General features: G+C 31.5%; 17 protein-coding genes and 2 tRNA genes. 11 read left to right on the forward strand and 8 right to left on the reverse strand.

Features of this window, described 5'->3' with window-relative positions:
- The first annotated feature begins 61 nt into the window (after nt 1-61).
- Nucleotides 62-985 (forward strand): energy transducer TonB, encoded by a 924-nt coding sequence (locus tag LJY17_RS00065; protein ID WP_264544773.1) that lies wholly within the window; start codon nt 62-64, stop codon nt 983-985.
- A gap of 37 nt (nt 986-1022) precedes the next feature.
- On the opposite strand, the gene LJY17_RS00070 is transcribed toward LJY17_RS00065, so the two are convergent.
- From LJY17_RS00070 to LJY17_RS00080, 3 genes are all read right to left on the reverse strand, one after another.
- The gene (locus LJY17_RS00070) at nt 1023-1439 is read right to left on the reverse strand and encodes a hypothetical protein (RefSeq protein WP_264544774.1); all 417 of its coding nucleotides are present in this window, start codon (nt 1437-1439) and stop codon (nt 1023-1025) included.
- Nucleotides 1440-1516: 77 nt separating this feature from the next.
- Entirely contained in the window at nt 1517-1912 is a 396-nt protein-coding gene (locus LJY17_RS00075) for an ExbD/TolR family protein (RefSeq protein ID WP_264544775.1), read from the reverse strand.
- Nucleotides 1893-2606, reverse strand: a complete 714-nt coding sequence (locus tag LJY17_RS00080; protein WP_264544776.1) for a MotA/TolQ/ExbB proton channel family protein — start codon at nt 2604-2606, stop codon at nt 1893-1895. The genes LJY17_RS00075 and LJY17_RS00080 overlap by 20 nt, the downstream gene beginning before the upstream one ends.
- A gap of 134 nt (nt 2607-2740) precedes the next feature.
- Between LJY17_RS00080 and LJY17_RS00085 the strand changes: the two genes are divergently transcribed.
- From LJY17_RS00085 to LJY17_RS00120, 8 genes are all read left to right on the forward strand, one after another.
- On the forward strand, nt 2741-3955 hold the full coding sequence (locus LJY17_RS00085) for a bifunctional folylpolyglutamate synthase/dihydrofolate synthase (protein WP_264544777.1): 1215 nt from the start codon (nt 2741-2743) through the stop codon (nt 3953-3955).
- An 84-nt stretch (nt 3956-4039) separates the two neighbouring features.
- A tRNA-Val gene (locus LJY17_RS00090) sits at nt 4040-4114 on the forward strand.
- Between the two features lie 33 nt (nt 4115-4147).
- Nucleotides 4148-4222: transfer RNA gene (locus LJY17_RS00095), tRNA-Val, on the forward strand.
- Between the two features lie 85 nt (nt 4223-4307).
- Entirely contained in the window at nt 4308-4991 is a 684-nt protein-coding gene (locus tag LJY17_RS00100) for a response regulator transcription factor (RefSeq protein ID WP_264544778.1), read from the forward strand.
- On the forward strand, nt 4988-6346 hold the full coding sequence (locus LJY17_RS00105; protein WP_264544779.1) for a HAMP domain-containing sensor histidine kinase: 1359 nt from the start codon (nt 4988-4990) through the stop codon (nt 6344-6346). The genes LJY17_RS00100 and LJY17_RS00105 overlap by 4 nt, the downstream gene beginning before the upstream one ends.
- Before the next feature lie 159 nt (nt 6347-6505).
- Nucleotides 6506-7687, forward strand: a complete 1182-nt coding sequence (locus LJY17_RS00110; protein WP_264544780.1) for a TolC family protein — start codon at nt 6506-6508, stop codon at nt 7685-7687.
- A 1-nt stretch (nt 7688) separates the two neighbouring features.
- A complete protein-coding gene (locus tag LJY17_RS00115) occupies nt 7689-8771 on the forward strand; it encodes an efflux RND transporter periplasmic adaptor subunit (protein ID WP_264544781.1) in 1083 nt (360 codons plus the stop codon).
- 2 nt (nt 8772-8773) lie between these two features.
- Nucleotides 8774-11875, forward strand: a complete 3102-nt coding sequence (locus LJY17_RS00120; protein WP_264544782.1) for an efflux RND transporter permease subunit — start codon at nt 8774-8776, stop codon at nt 11873-11875.
- Between the two features lie 76 nt (nt 11876-11951).
- Here the strand turns inward: LJY17_RS00120 and LJY17_RS00125 are convergent, their stop codons facing one another.
- The 4 genes from LJY17_RS00125 to LJY17_RS00140 all read right to left on the reverse strand — a co-directional run bounded on the left by LJY17_RS00125 (nt 11952) and on the right by LJY17_RS00140 (nt 14430).
- Entirely contained in the window at nt 11952-12545 is a 594-nt protein-coding gene (locus tag LJY17_RS00125) for a hypothetical protein (RefSeq protein ID WP_264544783.1), read from the reverse strand.
- The gene (locus tag LJY17_RS00130; RefSeq protein WP_264544784.1) at nt 12532-13017 is read right to left on the reverse strand and encodes an RNA polymerase sigma factor; all 486 of its coding nucleotides are present in this window, start codon (nt 13015-13017) and stop codon (nt 12532-12534) included. The genes LJY17_RS00125 and LJY17_RS00130 overlap by 14 nt, the downstream gene beginning before the upstream one ends.
- Nucleotides 13018-13031: 14 nt before the next feature.
- Nucleotides 13032-13910, reverse strand: a complete 879-nt coding sequence (locus LJY17_RS00135) for an alpha/beta fold hydrolase (RefSeq protein ID WP_264544785.1) — start codon at nt 13908-13910, stop codon at nt 13032-13034.
- Between the two features lie 76 nt (nt 13911-13986).
- Nucleotides 13987-14430 (reverse strand): DUF4268 domain-containing protein, encoded by a 444-nt coding sequence (locus tag LJY17_RS00140; RefSeq protein WP_264544786.1) that lies wholly within the window; start codon nt 14428-14430, stop codon nt 13987-13989.
- A gap of 105 nt (nt 14431-14535) precedes the next feature.
- On the opposite strand from LJY17_RS00140, the gene LJY17_RS00145 reads away from it, so the two are divergent.
- On the forward strand, nt 14536-15174 hold the full coding sequence (locus tag LJY17_RS00145) for an NUDIX hydrolase (RefSeq protein WP_264544787.1): 639 nt from the start codon (nt 14536-14538) through the stop codon (nt 15172-15174).
- 41 nt (nt 15175-15215) lie between these two features.
- Nucleotides 15216-16037, forward strand: a complete 822-nt coding sequence (locus LJY17_RS00150) for a lysophospholipid acyltransferase family protein (RefSeq protein WP_264544788.1) — start codon at nt 15216-15218, stop codon at nt 16035-16037.
- A gap of 26 nt (nt 16038-16063) precedes the next feature.
- Here LJY17_RS00150 and LJY17_RS00155 read toward each other — a convergent pair whose 3' ends face one another.
- Nucleotides 16064-16684, reverse strand: coding sequence for a hypothetical protein (locus tag LJY17_RS00155; protein ID WP_264544789.1), 621 nt, complete (start codon nt 16682-16684; stop codon nt 16064-16066).
- Between the last annotated feature and the right edge of the window lie 2 nt (nt 16685-16686).

The raw sequence follows: 16686 nt of genomic DNA on the forward strand, positions 1-16686 counted from the left end.
TTCTGTAACATAACAAAAAAATAGTATTTTCGTTACTATTATTGTTAACAAGAGCAATACAATGAAGACTTTAGAATTATCAGCAGAAGAAAAACGTAAATCATTACTCTTAACGGTTGTGATTTATGTGCTTTTTCTGCTGATTTTATTTTTTATACGTTTTTGGCCTCCCGCTAATGCTAAGGATTTAGCGATGCTAGCTGGTGGAGGCGGTGGAGGCGGAGTAACCATTAATTTTGGTAACAGTGATTTTGGTTCTGGAAAAGATTTTCAAAATGAAGAACTGAATGTAAAAAGCATTGCAAAACCAACACCAGCACAATCTGAACCAGAAGAAGATATTATTTCTAGTGAAAGTAGTACTGATGAAAATACAGCGGTTATTCCTAAAAAAGTAAATCCTGTAAAAACCGAAAAGCCAAAGGTTAAAATTGATCCAAAACCTGTTGTCGAAACAAAGCCTAAAGTGTCTAAAAATACTAATGATGCCTTATCAAGTATTTTGAGTGGTTCCAAAAAAGGTGGAGATGGTGATGATTCGCGCTCTGGAAATAAAGGTAAAGCTAACGGAAGTTTAGGTTCTAACGATTATTACGGTAGTGGTGGCTCTGGTGGAGGAACCGGAGGCGGTAATGGTACTGGCAACGGAACAGGAACGGGAAGCGGTTCCGGATCTGGTTCAGGCGGAGGTTCTGGAAGCGGAAACGGCGGCGGAATTGGATATTCTCTAGGGAATAGAAAAGCCTTGTCTAAGCCGAGACCTAATTATACTTGTAATGAAGAAGGAAATGTGGCTGTCCAAGTTACTGTAGATAAAAACGGAAATACTATTGAGGCTGTTCCTGGTGTAAAAGGAACTACAAATACAGCGTCATGCTTGTTGCAGCAAGCCAAAATAGCTGCAATGAATACTAAATGGCAAGCCAGTGACGATGCACCCGATAGGCAAGTGGGTAAGATTATTTACAACTTTAGTTTGAATTAATAAAAAATAAAAAAAGCCGACCATTTGGTCGGCTTTTTTATTGAAGAGGAGTTAAGTTTTTTAAAATAAAACTATAATCATCTTTTGGTGTCTTTTTAGATATTTTGATGATGAATTTTGAATCTGTAAAACTACTGTCTATAGTCGTGTAATTCTTATTTCCTGAAGTATCATCTTTGGATAAAATATAATAATCATAAATTGGGTCATAAATGGTTTTGCCGTAAACAATAATATTTTTGAATTCAGGTTTTTTCTTAGGACTTAGCTTTTTAAATTCTGCCAAATTACTTGCAAAAAACACATCTCCAAACGAAAGAGATTTTAACTTTAATTCTGAATTTGTAAAAGAATTGTATCCCTCTTCTTTATCAAATTTATTTACTTTAGCTATTTTGTCAAATGAGGAGCATCCAAAAAGGAATAAAGATGCGAATACGATTATTTTGTTCATTTTGGCGGGTATAAAAAAATCTTTCTTAAATACTGAAAAAATCAGGCTAAAAGAAAGATTCTAATTAGTTAAAAATATTATTTGGCACTCGTGGCAATTACGAACTTCAAATTGTTTTTTACACCTATTTGTAATACATCTACCAAGTCTTGAACTTGCAAGTTGTAAGGAATGCGCACAACAACTGCTTGTTCTTTATTGTCTCCAATTTTTGCTAAAAGTTGTGTTTCTAGCTCTTCAAAAGGAACTTCTTGCTTGTCTAAATAAAAACGTTTTTCTTCTGTTACAGATAAGCTAATAAGTTGCTTATTTGTTTTTTCGTTGTTTTTAGATTTTGGCAATGTCATTTTAATCACATTCGGATTTGCTAATGTCGAGATAATCAAGAAGAACAAAAGCAAGAAGAACATGATGTCACTGAGTGAGCTTGTTGCTACTTCAGCTTCAAATCGTTTATTTCGTTTTATCGGCATTTGGTCTCTGAATTATATTAACAAATTCTAATACGTGACGTTGCATGTTTAATGAGTAGTTATCAATCATGCTATTGTATAAATGGTAAGCCGAGTAGGCAACAATACCCACAATTAGTCCAGCACCACTACTAATCATTTTTTCGTATAATCCTCCCGAGATATTACCAATACTAATATTTTCAGTAACTGATATGCTGTAGAAAATTTTAATAACTCCTGAAATAGTACCAATGAATCCTAAAGTTGGAGCAATACCGGCAATAAGTCCTAAAACTCCTAGTTTTCTTTCCATTTGACCAATTTCGATATTGGCTACTTTTTCCATATTTGATTCAATTTCTGCAATTGGTCTTCCTATCGTCATGATGCCTTCCTTAATCACATTAGCAGATGCTGCTCCATCTCTTTCTGCAGCTGTTACGGCTAAATCAATATTTCCACTACTCAAATGAGTTCTAATGTCTTTTAATAGATGAGGATCGTGTTTTGTAGCTTTTTTAATGTATATATAGCGTTCAATTATAATATAAATCGTGTAAAATAATAGTAAAGCAATAGGGATAAGGAAAAAACCACCTTTAAAAATAAATTCTAATACAGATATTTCAGTATTAGGAGCAATATTCTCAACCACTGCACCTGCGGCTTGAGCAATTGTGTCGTTTTGAGCCTGTAATAAAAATCCAATCATAAGTCTTATTTGTTGTAATGTATTTTAAAAAAAAATCTCAATTTTGCACTAAAGATAAAAGTCTATAATCTAAATAACTAAAAAATATAGGTTTTATTTTGTGTATAGTACAGAAGTGATAAAATAGAAGTAAAATGACTTATCAAGAAACTATAAACTGGATGTTTGCCCAATTGCCAATGTATCAACAGCAAGGAGCATCAGCCTATAAAAAAGATTTAACGAATACAGTATTACTGACGAATCATTTAGGAAATCCGGAAAATAAAATAAAAGCGGTTCATGTTGCAGGAACCAACGGTAAAGGTTCTACATCGTCTATGATTGCTTCAATATTGCAAGAAGCTGGTTTAAAGGTAGGTTTGTATACTTCACCACATTTAAAAGATTACAGAGAACGAATAAGAATTAATGGTGAAATGATTTCTGAGGATTTTGTGGTTGAATTTATAACAAAGAATAAGTCATTTTTTGAAGAAAATAGTCTTAGTTTTTTCGAGATGACTGTAGGACTTGCGTTTGATTACTTCGTTCAGGAAAACGTGGATATTGCAGTGATAGAAGTAGGGATGGGAGGTAGACTAGACTCTACAAATATTATTACACCACTGGTTTCGGTTATTACGAATATTGGATTTGATCATACTCATTTTTTGGGTGATACGTTAGAATTGATTGCTTACGAAAAAGCCGGAATAATAAAACCTTATATTCCAGTTGTTATTGGTGAGTATACCGAAGAAACTAAAAAAGTTTTCATGAGAAAGGCAGAGGAATGTAATTCAGATATTTATTTTGCTTCCGATTTGATTTCAGAAGATTATCCTTCCGGATTGCTTGGAGACTATCAGTATCGCAATAAAAAGACTGTTCTTCAAACTATAACTATTTTGAAACAGCAATTGAATATTTCTGAAGATGATATTAAGAAAGGGCTTTTAAATGTTGTCGAAAATACAGGTTTGCTTGGTCGTTGGCAACAAATAAATGAAAACCCTAAAGTGATTTGTGACACGGCTCACAATAGTCACGGCTTAAAAATAGTCTTAAATCAGATTCAGAAGCAAAAATTCGATACGCTTCATTTTGTTTTAGGGGTTGTAAATGATAAAGATTTGGAAGATATCTTGCCTCTTTTTCCAAAAAACGCAAAATATTATTTTTCTAAGCCAAATGTGCCAAGAGGATTAAATGCAGACCTTCTTCAAGAAAAAGCAAAAGAGTATGGGTTAATTGGGGATGTATATGATTCGGTGTCAAAAGCTTATGAGGAAGTGTTGAAAGTTTCAGCTTCGAATGATTTTATTTACATAGGCGGAAGTACCTTCGTTGTTGCAGAAATTGTGTAATTTTTTTTAAATAATGTTTGCAGATATAAAAAACTGTCCTATATTTGCACCCACAATAACGGAAGACATGCTTCCAATGTTATTGGGCGATTAGCTCAGCTGGTTCAGAGCACCTCGTTTACACCGAGGGGGTCGGGGGTTCGAACCCCTCATCGCCCACAAATGTTTCTCGAAGACATTCAAAATAATTTCGGGCGATTAGCTCAGCTGGTTCAGAGCACCTCGTTTACACCGAGGGGGTCGGGGGTTCGAACCCCTCATCGCCCACAAAAAGCACTCAATTTGAGTGCTTTTTTTATTTACGGTTGTTCCATTATTTTTACTTTCTTACCTTTACTTCAAAGAGAACAAAATGACAAAAATCCTATTGTTGGAAGACGATTTAATCTTGTCTAAAGAAATTAGTAATTTTTTGAAGGCTAATGATATGGATTGTGATTGTGTTTTTGATGGAGAAGTGTTTTTCCGTCAAATAAAATCTAATAGTTACAATCTGTACCTTCTTGATATAAATGTTCCCAAACTCAATGGTCTGGATGTTTGTAATAAAATAAGAGTAACAGATAAAAATACACCAATAATAATGATTAGCGCTTATGGTGATTTAAACGATAAGATGGATGCCTTTCAATTGGGTGGTGATGATTATTTGGTAAAACCCTTCCACTTAGAAGAATTATTGATTCGAATTTATTCGGTATTAAGAAGAAGCTCGGTTCCCCAATTGAAAGAAAACCTCATAATAGTAGAAGATTTAGAAATTTCGCCAGATACAATGATTGTAAAAAGAGCTGGAAATACTATTGATCTAACCCAAAAGGAATATCAGTTACTATTATTACTCGCTAAAGCAAAAGGTAGAGTTCTTTCTAAACAAAGTATCTCTGAGCAAATTTGGGATGTACATTTTGATACCAATCTAAATACGATTGAAGTTTATATCAACTTCTTAAGAAAAAAAATAGACAGGAATCATGAGGTGAAACTCATTCATACACGACCTGGTTTTGGGTATTATTTAAAAGCTGACTCATGACTTTAAAAAGACGAATAGCTGTTAATGTTAGTATTGCATTTTCAATATTATATGGTGTTTCTGCAGTATTGATATATCTTTCATATTCTTCTTTTCGAAGACAAGAATTTATGAATCGCTTAGAAGAAAAAGCTTTAACTACAACTAAATTACTTCTTGAAGTAAAGGAAATTGATAATCAGATACTAAAAGTAATTGATAGAAATACAATTAATAAACTCTACAACGAAAAAACACTAATTTTTAACCACAATTTCAAGCTTATTTACAGTAGTATTGATGATACTTCTGTGAAATGGAATATCGATTTATTAAAAAAAATAAAAAAAAGTAAAAGAGTTTATTCCAGAGATGGTGAAAACGATATTTTCGGAATTTTCTATGACTACGAAAAAGAAGATTATTATGTTTTAATTGCCGCAGAAGATAAATATGGAAACAACAAACTAGAGCATTTGTTACAAATTTTACTTGTAGTCTTCTTTGCAGGAACAACCTTAGTTTGGTTAATGACCTATTATTTCATTAAAAAATTATTGCGCCCGTTAGACGATTTTCAAAAAGTAATTACAACAATTTCCATCAATAAATTAAATACCAAATTGGAAGAAAACTCTAGTGCTGATGAAATTAATTTGCTTTCTATTGCTTTCAATCAGTTAATGTCACGTATCGAAACTTCTTATATTGCTCAAAAAGAGTTTACATCAAACGCTTCACATGAATTAAGAACTCCTGTTAGTAGGCTTACACTACAACTTGATAATCTTTTAAATCAAGATAATCATTCTGAAGTGACTTTTGATTATTTAAAGAGCATGCGTAATGATATTAATCAGATTTCAGATTTGATTAATTCGATGTTATTATTAGCGCAGATTAACTCAAGTAATTTTACTCCAAAATTTAAAAAAGAACGTGTAGATGAAATTATTTTCAGTTCCTATGAGAAAACTTTAAAATCATTTACTGATTTCAATATGAATTTTGAAATTATAAGTGAAGAGAGTAGTCTAGAAGTTAATGGAATTTATGGATTGCTGGAAATCGTTTTTTGTAATCTTTTCAAAAATGCTTATTTGTATTCTAATGATAAAAAAATAAATGTTTTAATAGAAGAGACTAAAAGTAATGAATTAGAAATTAGACTGATTAACTCAGGAGAAAAATTGAATTCTGATGAAGAAAATAAAATTTTTAAACCTTTTTTAAGAGGAAGCAACAACCAAAAAATTGCTGGCTCTGGTCTTGGTTTGAGGATTGCAAAAAGAGTATTGGATATTCATAAAGCTTCACTTTCGTACGAATATAAAAACAACTCACATTTGTTTACAATCAAGTTTCCTATTGCTTAAAAAAGTTTAATCATTTTTAAGTTTTTTTTAAGGTCAGATTTAAGGCTGTTTTAAGGTTAGTGTTTGAAAATTTGTATTGATTTAATTACAATACAAATGAGACTACCAATCTTAATAACCAGTTTGCTTTTTCTGCATACTTTTTATTCGCAAAAAAATATGACACTTAAGGATTGTGATGATGCTTTGCAAAAAAACAATCTAATTTTAATTGCGCAGCAATATGGCATCGATGCTTCAAAAGCTGCAATAATACAAGCCCGAATTTGGGATCAACCCTACGTTTCTGGGGAAATAAACTTGTTAAATCCTGATGCTAATAAAACTTTTGTTATTGGTAAGAATGGTCAAAAAGCAGTCGCTATTCAACAACTTATTTATTTAGGGGGTAAAAAAAGAAATGAAGTTGACTTAGCAAAATCTAATGCTCAACTAGCAGAACTTCAGTTTGAACAACTTTTGAATGATTTGAAGTACAATTTGAGACAAAGTTTTTACTCAATTTATTTTGATCAGAAGAAAATTGAAAGTATAGCATCGCAAACAACTCAAATTGAAACGCTGTTAAAATCGTATGAGATTCAGGCAGAAAAAGGAAACATTCCATTAAAAGATGTTGTTAGACTACAGTCGTTACTACTAAATTTAAAAAACGATAAAATAGCCATTGCAAAAGATATTAGTCAACAAAGACAAAATTTGGCTCTTTTAACAGGAAACTCTGAAATAATTACACCAACGGTGAATGAGTTTGAAGTAATTCAAAAATTTAATGAACCCAAATATGACGAAGAAGGCTTGTTTAAACTTGCCCAAGAAAAAAGTCCAGATTATTTGCTTGCAGTAAAACAAGTTGAGAATCAGGAAACAGCTATAAAACTACAAAAATCATTATCTGTACCTGATATAAATGCTGGATTCTCTTATGATCAGCACGGTGGAGCATTTCACAATCAAGTGAATTTTACATTGGGAATTCCGCTACCACTTTGGAATAAAAATAAAGGGAATATTAAACTTGCCGAAGCTCAACTTGGAGCAATTAGAGCCAGTAAAGATTACAAAACACTTGAATTGCAACAAGATTTAAAAAATGCACTATCACTTTGGAATGAACAAAAAAAGCAATACAGCTCAATGTCACAATCTATTAATCAAAATCTAGATACTGTCTATAATGGTGTGTTGCAAAATTTCCAAAAACGTAATATCACGTTGTTTGAATTTACAGATTTCATGGAGAGTTACAACCAAAGTATTCTTCAAATAAATGAAATGCGCAAACAGTTTATACTTTCAAGCGAAGAACTTAATCATATTGTTAACACTATTGTTTTTTAAAATGAAACATTTAATTATCATAACCTTGTCAGCCTTAGCTTTAACTTCTTGCAAAAAGGAAGTTGAAAAAGGAGAAATAAAAGAAACTTTTGTTTTAAGTGACAAAATGTTAGAAACAACAAAAACTTCTGTTGTTTCCATGCAACCGTTAAAAAATGAATTAACGTATTATGGAAAAATCACTACTGATAATAATAAAACTATTGAAGTATTTCCTGTTGTAGGAGGTAGTGTTTCAAAAGTGTATGTCGAGTTAGGCGATTATGTAAAAAAAGGTCAATTGTTAGCTACGATAAGAAGTACTGAAGTTGCAGATTTCGAAAAGCAATTGGAAGATGCTAAAAATGACGTTGTTGTTGCTAAAAATAATTTAAAAGTTGCACAAGAACTTTTTGAAGGAAAATTAAATGCTGAGCGTGATGTTTTTGAAGCTAAAAGTAATCTTGATAAGGCTAAGTCTCAGCTGTATCGTATTCAGGAAACCTATAAAATTTACAACATCAGACAAGGAGCCATTTATGAAGTGCGTTCGCCTTTAAACGGATTCGTAATCGAGAAAAAAATAAATCAAGATATGTTACTTCGTAATGACAGAAGTGATAACATTTTTGATATTGCTGAAATCAATGATGTTTGGGCTATTGCGAATGTTAATGAAAGTGATATTAATCAGGTTAAAGAGGGTGAAAACGCAGCAATTACAACATTGAGTTATCCTGATAAAGTTTTTAATGGAAAAGTTGATAAAATTTTTAATATCATTGATCCAGAGACTAAAGCTATGAAGGTCTTAATAAAACTTCCTAATCCAGGTTACATTCTAAAGCCCGAAATGCGTGCTAACATAAAATTATCCTACACAGAAAATAATAATAAAATGTTGGCTATTCCTTCTGATGCTGTAATATTTGATAAGAGCAAGAATTTTGTCATGGTATATAAAGACAGGAATAACATTGAGACAAGACCTATTGAAATTTTCCGTCAGGTAGGCAATATTACTTATGTGTCTAGCGGTTTGAGTAATGGAGAAAAAGTAATGACTCACAATCAACTATTGGTTTATGATGCCTTAAATGATTAATTATGAATAAATTTATTCGAAATATAATTGCTTTTTCTTTAAAGAATAAAGCATTCACCTTCTTTTGGGTTGGAATCCTTGTGATTTCTGGTTTTGTAGCATTCAAAAATATGCCTATAGAAGCTTTTCCAGATGTAACTAACACACAAATTATCATTGTAACTGAATGGAATGGGCGAAGCACTGAAGAAATAGAGCGTTTTGTAACTACTCCAATAGAAATTTCTATGAACTCAGTTCAGAAAAAAACGAGTGTTCGTAGCGTTACAATGTTTGGACTATCAGTTATTAAAATAATTTTTGATGATGATGTTGATGATTCTTTTGCACGTCAGCAGGTTAATAATCAGTTACGAACTGTTTCACTTCCCGATGGTGTTGAGCCAGATGTGCAACCGCCTTATGGACCAACAGGTGAGGTTTTTAGATATACATTACAAAGTAAAGACAGAGATACTCGAGACTTGTTAACACTTCAAAACTGGGTAATTGATAGACAACTTCGTTCTGTTCCAGGAGTTGCTGATTTAGTTGCTTTTGGAGGTCAAGAAAAAACATATGAAATTAGTGTAGATCCGGGAAGATTATCTAAATATGATATTACACCTCTTGAAGTTTTTGAGGCAGTAAATAAAAGTAATCTCAATGTAGGAGGTGATGTTATAGAAAAGAACGGACAAGCTTATGTTGTACGTGGAGTAGGTTTATTAAGCTCTATTAAAGATATTGAAAATATTATTGTTACTGATGCTGGAGGAAATCCTGTTTTAGTTAAAAATCTTGCAGATGTAAAAGAAAGTTCATATCCGCGAGTAGGTCAAGTTGGTTTAGACAAGAACGATGATGTTGTTGAAGGAATCGTCGTAATGCGAAAAGGTGAAAACCCGAAAGAAGTACTTGAACGTGTTAAGGAAAAAATAGATGAATTAAACAATTCAGTCCTTCCAAAAGATGTTAAAATGGTAACGTTTTATGATCGTGACAATCTGATGAATTTCACTACTGCAACAGTAATGCATAACCTTTTTGAAGGAATCATTTTTGTAACAGTTATCGTGTTCTTGTTCATGGCAGATTGGCGTACTACGCTTACCGTTGCCATAATTATACCATTATGCTTGCTCTTCGCCTTTTTATGTCTGAAATTAAAGGGAATGAGTGCCAATTTACTTTCGTTAGGAGCAGTTGACTTTGGTATTATTATCGATGGTGCCGTCGTCATGGTAGAAGGGATTTTTGTCACGCTCGACCATTTGGCTCATAAAAAAGGAATGCAGGCCTATAACAAATTAGCCATTGGAAGTGTAATCAAAAAAACAGGAACAGAGATGGGTAAAGCTATTTTCTTTTCTAAATTGATTATCATCACAGCTTTAATTCCAATATTTTCATTTCAGAAAGTAGAAGGAAAAATGTTCTCACCGTTAGCATTTACCTTAGGTTTTGCATTACTTGGAGCTTTGATTTTTACATTGACACTTGTTCCTGTATTATCGCATCTTCTGTTAAATAAAAATGTACGAGAGAAAAATAATCCGTTTGTTAATTTTTGGAATCGCCTTGTAGAAAGAGGTTTTGCATGGACATTTAGACATAAAAGAAAAACACTTGTTTTCTCGCTTCTGTTTATGATAATAACGTTTGTATCTGCTAAGTTTTTAGGAACCGAATTCTTGCCAGAACTAAACGAAGGAGCGCTTTGGGTTGAAGCGAAAATGCCTATGAGTCAGAGTTTAAATGAAACTGTAAAAATGGTTCATGTTTTAAGAAAAGAAATCAACAGCTTTGATGAGGTTAACGGAGTCCTTTCCCAAACAGGACGAAGTAATGATGGTACAGATCCCAGTGGTTTTTATTATGTGCAAATGCAGGTTAATCTAAAACCAAAAGACGAGTGGAAACGTAAAATTTCGTTACAAGAACTTATCAAGGAAATGGATACAAAATTGAGTAAATATCAAGGAATTGGATATAATTATTCGCAACCAATTATTGATAACGTTGCTGAAAGTGTTGCTGGAATCAACGCATCTAACGCAGTGAAAATATATGGTGATGATTTAAATAAACTCGATGAAATAGCTAATAAAGTGATTGATCAAATTAAAAATGTGGATGGAATTAAAGATGTAGGTATTTTGCGAAACATTGGTCAACCTGAGGTTAGTGTAATTTTAGATAGAGAAAAAATGGCTGCTTATGGTGTCACACTTTCAGATGCACAAGCAGTTTTGGAAATGTCATTTGGAGGAAAAACAGCAACACAGAAATATGAAGGTGAGAAAAAATTTGATGTACGTGTTCGTTATGCAAAAGAATATCGCTCTGACGAGAATGATGTACTTAATATTAAAGTGCCTACCATTGATGGTGTAAAAATTCCATTGAAAGAAATTGCACAAGTAGAAAAAGCTACAGGACCAGCTTTCATTTATAGAGATAACACTAAACGTTTCATTGGAGTAAAGTTTTCAGTTCGTGAACGCGATTTAGGAAGTACTATTTCAGATGCACAGGCTAAAGTAGCCAAAAACATAAAATTGCCTGCGGGTTATAAAATTGGTTGGACGGGTGAATTTGAAAATCAGGTGAGAGCTACTAATCGTTTAGGGCAAGTTGTTCCAATTAGTTTGATAGGAATATTTATCTTGCTATTCATCTTATTCGGAAATATTAAAGATTCTTTATTGGTCTTGGCCAATGTTCCTTTTGCAATTATAGGAGGTATTATTGCTTTACATCTTACAGGTATGAATTTCGGGATTTCAGCTGGAGTTGGTTTTATTGCACTTTTTGGTATTTGTATTCAAAATGGTGTAATCCTGATTTCGGAATTTCATAAAAATCTCAAAGAAAAAATGACTTTAAACGATTCTATTATTGAAGCAGTAAAAATTAGAACAAGACCAGTTGTAATGACGGCTCTAATGGCATCAATTGGATTATTACCTGCAGCTATTTCTACAGGTATTGGTTCAGAATCCCAAAAGCCTTTAGCAATTGTAATTATTGGAGGCTTAGTGACTGCAACAGTATTAACATTGCTTGTTTTTCCAATTATTTTCTGGGTTTTCAATAAAAAGAAACATCAAATTATTGAATAGCCTTTTTTAATACCTTTTAAAAGTATGCACTGTCGTCTTTTCATTTTTTGTTTTTGAAGGCAGTGCATATCCTTTTTTATTTCTCATAATTGATTTCCATTTCTTTTATAGAATCAATCATTTTCTGAATTCTTTTATTTTCTTTCTTCTTTTGTTTTTTACCTAAATAAAAGTAAGCAAACAACATCCAACTAGTATATACAGTAAGTACGATCAATTTTAATTGTAATGACATTGGTTGCATTACTTCAATAAAGTAAAATACAAATGCTAAGTTTAATAGAATAAAATACATTAGACCAACTTTGTTGCTTACAAATTGCTGGAAAGTATATGTTTTTTCTAATTCAATCAGTGTTAAAGATGGATTTTGAGTGAAGTCAATCTTTTTAATTTGAAACATTTGATAGAGCCTTATTATAGAAAATCCTAATACACATAGACACATCAATCCTAAACCTATATAGGAAGTTATCATTTTGAAATTTATTGTTGTTCCTACCCAAATCAACGCTACAATTGTTAGTAAAAGAATAGCTACTTGTAAAATTATTTTATTGGTAAAGGTGTTTTGTTCTTTTTTTGCTTTTTGAATGATTGAGTCAGCATCTGGAATTTTAACCTCTTTCTGCTGTTTCCAGACATCCATTATGTTATCAAAGTCTTTCATATTTAGAATAGATTTCGCTTAATTGTTGTTTGATTCGATGAATTTTTACTCTCAAATTTCCTTCAGATATTGATGTAGCTTCGGCAATTTCACTATAAGGTACTTCTTCCAGCATTAATGTGATGATAAGTCTGTCGGTTTCATTTAATTCACTTATACACTTATATAATAATTGAACTTGTCCTTCTTTGTCATTATTATCATCACTAATTTTTAAAGTAGTTTTCTCAATATCTACTTTAGTGTTTTTTTTTGCATCTCTTAAATGTAATAGGCATGTGTTTACTGCAATTCTGTACAACCAAGTGCTTACTTGAGATTCACCTCTAAATTTTGGTAAATTCTCCCAAACTTTAATGAAGACTTCCTGCATTAAATCATCGGCTTGCATGCTATCTCCTGTATAACCTAAACATAGACGGTGAACTTTTTGAGAATAATCGGTGTAGATTTGTTTAAATTGATTTTCCACAGATATCTAGTTGGTTATTTTGAACCTAAAAATAAATCAATTTCGTTATAAAACCATTGTGGTTGGTCGTACATAATAAAATGTTTTGCATCTGCTACTTTTATAGTTTTATTTTTAAGTTCAGCATATTGTAAATTATACTCTTTTTCACTTGCTTCTTTTGTTTCCCAAAGACTTGCAATAACTAGAATGGGTTGTTTTATTTTAGCAATTTCTTTTCTTAAGTCAGTAGTAGACATTTCTACAATTGTACTTCCTAAAGTTGTTCTGTCACTTTTAAAACTCCACTCAGCAATTTGCTTAGCTCTCACTGAATCATTTACTTGATATAGCATTTGTTTAGTCATGTTTTTTACATAACCTTCTGCGGGTAATGATTTGAAGTTTTTAATAACTGCTTCTTTATTAAATTGAGGGTTAGCTTTAACAGCATCTGCAGTTGTTTCTGGTTTGCCTACAGCAGATACAAAAGGAAGTCCATCAACACAAATGCTTTTGCCAAACAAATCTGGTTCTGTGCTTTGTAGCCATAGTGTCATAAAAGCGCCTAAACTATGACCAATTAGCATTGGTTTTTTTAGTTTGTTATCCTTTACATATAGGATAATTTCGTTACGAACTGTTTTTAGAATTTCGTCATTTTGGATAGGTTTTGCTTCTCCAAAACCTGCAATTGTGATAACGTGTAATTGATAATTATTTTTTAAATGATCAACAGTTTCGTTCCATACTTCACCACTACATGAATAACCTGGGATTAAAATTATTGGATTTCCTTTTCCAATTACTTTTACTTCAAATGATTGTTGTTTTTGAGCAAATACATTTATAAATGCAAAGATTGCTAATACTAAGATGATTACTTTTTTGTTTTTTTGAATAGTTGATTTCATGATTATTGATTTTTAGTTTGTTTATTTTCTCTTATGATACAAACCGAAATCAATTGTTACAAAAAAAGTAAAAAAATTATGTATTTATTTCTAAATCCTTGATATAGTCTTGGTTTTCGTAGAAAAATATTTCGAAGTTGGTCATTTTTTCATTAAAAAAATCGAAGATTTCATCCCAAGTAGATTTATTATTGACACTTACATTTAGTAATTCAACCCAAATGCGACTAATTTCTTTTCCTGATTCTAGATAAAAATGTCTTTCAAAAACTGCATCAGGTAAATAATCTTCAACTAAAATAGATTTTAGAGATTCTACTTTTTCATAGTATATTTTTCTTTTTTCATCATCTTTAGGTTCTATGTCTAATAAAACTTGTGCTTTTTTATTATCTACAAAAAATTTAAAAGAAAAATCTTTAATCTTTGTATCGTAAAGCATCCATTTTCTTGGATAAGTTTCAGCAAACTGAATCCAAAATTCACGTTTTATTCTCTGACTTTCTTCTTTGCTATACATGAGTTTGTAAAGGATATAATTGTTAAATTAAAAAATATAAGTTATCTTTATGAAAGTGTTGACTGAAAATCAATAGGATAACTATTGTTAAAAAGTATCAAAAAAATGGACTTTTCTGAGTTTTTAAAATATGTCCCAAAAATAACAAAAGAAACGCTACCTGCGACCGATGCACATGCAAAAATGGTTCCGCCGGAGAGAATCGATTTTTTGAAAGCTAACAACTTTTCGAGTTTAGTACCCAAAAAAGCAGCTGTTTTAATGCTTTTGTACCCTAAAAACGAAATAACACATTTGGCTTTGATAGTGAGAAATTCATATCCTGGTATTCACGCCTCTCAAATAGCATTTCCTGGTGGTAAAGTAGAACTTTATGATGCCGATTTGTCTCAAACAGCTTTAAGAGAAACCCATGAAGAAATTGGCGTTGAGAAAGAAAAAGTAAATGTAATTAGAGCTTTTAGTGAAGTTTATATTCCGCCAAGCAATTATTTGGTATCTCCATTTTTAGGTTTTTCTAATATAGAATTGTCTTTTGATCCAAATCCTGAGGAAGTTTCAGATATAATAGAGTTACCTCTTGCAATGTTTTTAGATGAAAGTATAGTTGTAAATGTAAATATGTCAACATCTTATGCTGTAAATATTAGTGTTCCAGCCTTTCAAATTGAGGAACATTTGGTTTGGGGAGCAACAGCAATGATGATGAGTGAACTTAAAGAAATGTTCAAAAAGATATTATAGTGCAATACTTTTTGTAATTTTGCAGCTTATTTTTTAAAAATATGGGATTATTTAAGAGAAATCCTTTTGGGCATATACTTTTTTTAAAGCGGTTAATAATAATGGTTTTTGGTGCCTTTACGCATCGTAGATATCGTGGTTTTAATCAACTTCAGATTGACGGTTCAGAAATTATTCGAACTTTACCAGATAGAAATGTTTTATTTATTTCTAATCATCAAACTTATTTTGCTGATGTTGTAGCAATGTTTCATGTTTTTAATGCCAGTTTAAAAGGTAGAGAAGATAATATTAGAAACATTGGTTATCTATGGAAACCAAAATTGAATATGTACTATATTGGTGCAAAAGAGACTTTACAGGCAAATCTTTTAACTAAAATAATGGCTTATGTTGGCGCAATTTCAGTAGAAAGAACTTGGAGGGCAGATGGGAAAGATCTTGAAAAGCATGAACAAAAAAAAGTTAATTTAAGTGATTTTAAAAATATTCAGATAGCCCTTGAAGATGGTTGGGTAATTACGTTTCCTCAAGGTACAACAAAATCTTTTAGACCAGTAAGAAGAGGAACGGCTCATATTATAAAACATTACAAACCAGTTGTTGTTCCTATTGTAATAGATGGTTTTAGAAGGTCTTTTGATAAAAAAGGATTACGCTTAAAGAAAAAAGGAATCTTACAATCATTCATAATAAAAGAACCTTTAGAAATAGATTATGAAAATGACACGGTGGATCAAATTGTAGAAAAAATAGAATATGCAATAGAACAGCATCCATCTTTCTTGAAAGTACTTTCAGTTGAAGAAGTCGAAGAGCAAAAAGAATTAGACAGACTTCGCCGATGGCATATAGATTTATAAAAAAAGTCCCAAACTTGGGACTTTTTTTATAAATCTATTTTCTTTAATTCGTTATAGTTCTTATATAATTTCTTAAGCAGAATACCATAAAGTAATCTGTAGAATAGCCAAAAAACACCAACTAATACAACTATTGCGACTAAGCAAATAACAATTGCAATATAAAATACACTGTCATTGTGTTCTGTAAGTTTTATCAAATTAGGGTCTGTATTGAAAGCCAAGATAAATCCTAAAATAGTACCAACAATAATCATTGCAAGATTGTACCATATGTAATAATTGACAGTTTTTCGTGTATTTAAAATACTCTTCATCAAGTGTTTTGTTGAAGAAACCACACAGATGTTTTTGTAATTTTTATAAAATATATAAATAAATGCTGCTATTACTGCATAATTTATGACTGTAAATACATTGAAGAAATCAACTAAAAAACTAGAGTTTAGCTTTCTAAAGTATTCTTCAGAATCAAAAAGAAGACCAACAAAAAACCAAAGAGCAACTTCTAAAACGCTTATTATTAAAATAAGTTTTACAATTGATGACGATTTTTTGTGTAACATGCCATAGATTTCATTTTCAGAAATCTCTGGGAAATTTTGATTCTTTTTCCAGTCTTTTTTTAATAAATCCAACTCTTCCATTT

Source organism: Flavobacterium hankyongi (assembly GCF_036840915.1).
Classification (GTDB): Bacteria; Bacteroidota; Bacteroidia; order Flavobacteriales; family Flavobacteriaceae; genus Flavobacterium; species Flavobacterium hankyongi.

Excerpts from the sequence above, each read along its gene's own strand:
- LJY17_RS00065 (WP_264544773.1), top strand. The coding sequence starts at position 62 with ATGAAGACTTTAGAATTATCAGCAGAAGAAAAACGTAAATCATTACTC.
- LJY17_RS00070 (WP_264544774.1), bottom strand. The coding sequence starts at position 1,439 with ATGAACAAAATAATCGTATTCGCATCTTTATTCCTTTTTGGATGCTCC.
- LJY17_RS00075 (WP_264544775.1), bottom strand. The coding sequence starts at position 1,912 with ATGCCGATAAAACGAAATAAACGATTTGAAGCTGAAGTAGCAACAAGC.
- LJY17_RS00080 (WP_264544776.1), bottom strand. The coding sequence starts at position 2,606 with ATGATTGGATTTTTATTACAGGCTCAAAACGACACAATTGCTCAAGCC.
- LJY17_RS00085 (WP_264544777.1), top strand. The coding sequence starts at position 2,741 with ATGACTTATCAAGAAACTATAAACTGGATGTTTGCCCAATTGCCAATG.
- LJY17_RS00100 (WP_264544778.1), top strand. The coding sequence starts at position 4,308 with ATGACAAAAATCCTATTGTTGGAAGACGATTTAATCTTGTCTAAAGAA.
- LJY17_RS00105 (WP_264544779.1), top strand. The coding sequence starts at position 4,988 with ATGACTTTAAAAAGACGAATAGCTGTTAATGTTAGTATTGCATTTTCA.
- LJY17_RS00110 (WP_264544780.1), top strand. The coding sequence starts at position 6,506 with ATGACACTTAAGGATTGTGATGATGCTTTGCAAAAAAACAATCTAATT.
- LJY17_RS00115 (WP_264544781.1), top strand. The coding sequence starts at position 7,689 with ATGAAACATTTAATTATCATAACCTTGTCAGCCTTAGCTTTAACTTCT.
- LJY17_RS00120 (WP_264544782.1), top strand. The coding sequence starts at position 8,774 with ATGAATAAATTTATTCGAAATATAATTGCTTTTTCTTTAAAGAATAAA.
- LJY17_RS00125 (WP_264544783.1), bottom strand. The coding sequence starts at position 12,545 with ATGAAAGACTTTGATAACATAATGGATGTCTGGAAACAGCAGAAAGAG.
- LJY17_RS00135 (WP_264544785.1), bottom strand. The coding sequence starts at position 13,910 with ATGAAATCAACTATTCAAAAAAACAAAAAAGTAATCATCTTAGTATTA.
- LJY17_RS00140 (WP_264544786.1), bottom strand. The coding sequence starts at position 14,430 with ATGTATAGCAAAGAAGAAAGTCAGAGAATAAAACGTGAATTTTGGATT.
- LJY17_RS00145 (WP_264544787.1), top strand. The coding sequence starts at position 14,536 with ATGGACTTTTCTGAGTTTTTAAAATATGTCCCAAAAATAACAAAAGAA.
- LJY17_RS00150 (WP_264544788.1), top strand. The coding sequence starts at position 15,216 with ATGGGATTATTTAAGAGAAATCCTTTTGGGCATATACTTTTTTTAAAG.
- LJY17_RS00155 (WP_264544789.1), bottom strand. The coding sequence starts at position 16,684 with ATGGAAGAGTTGGATTTATTAAAAAAAGACTGGAAAAAGAATCAAAAT.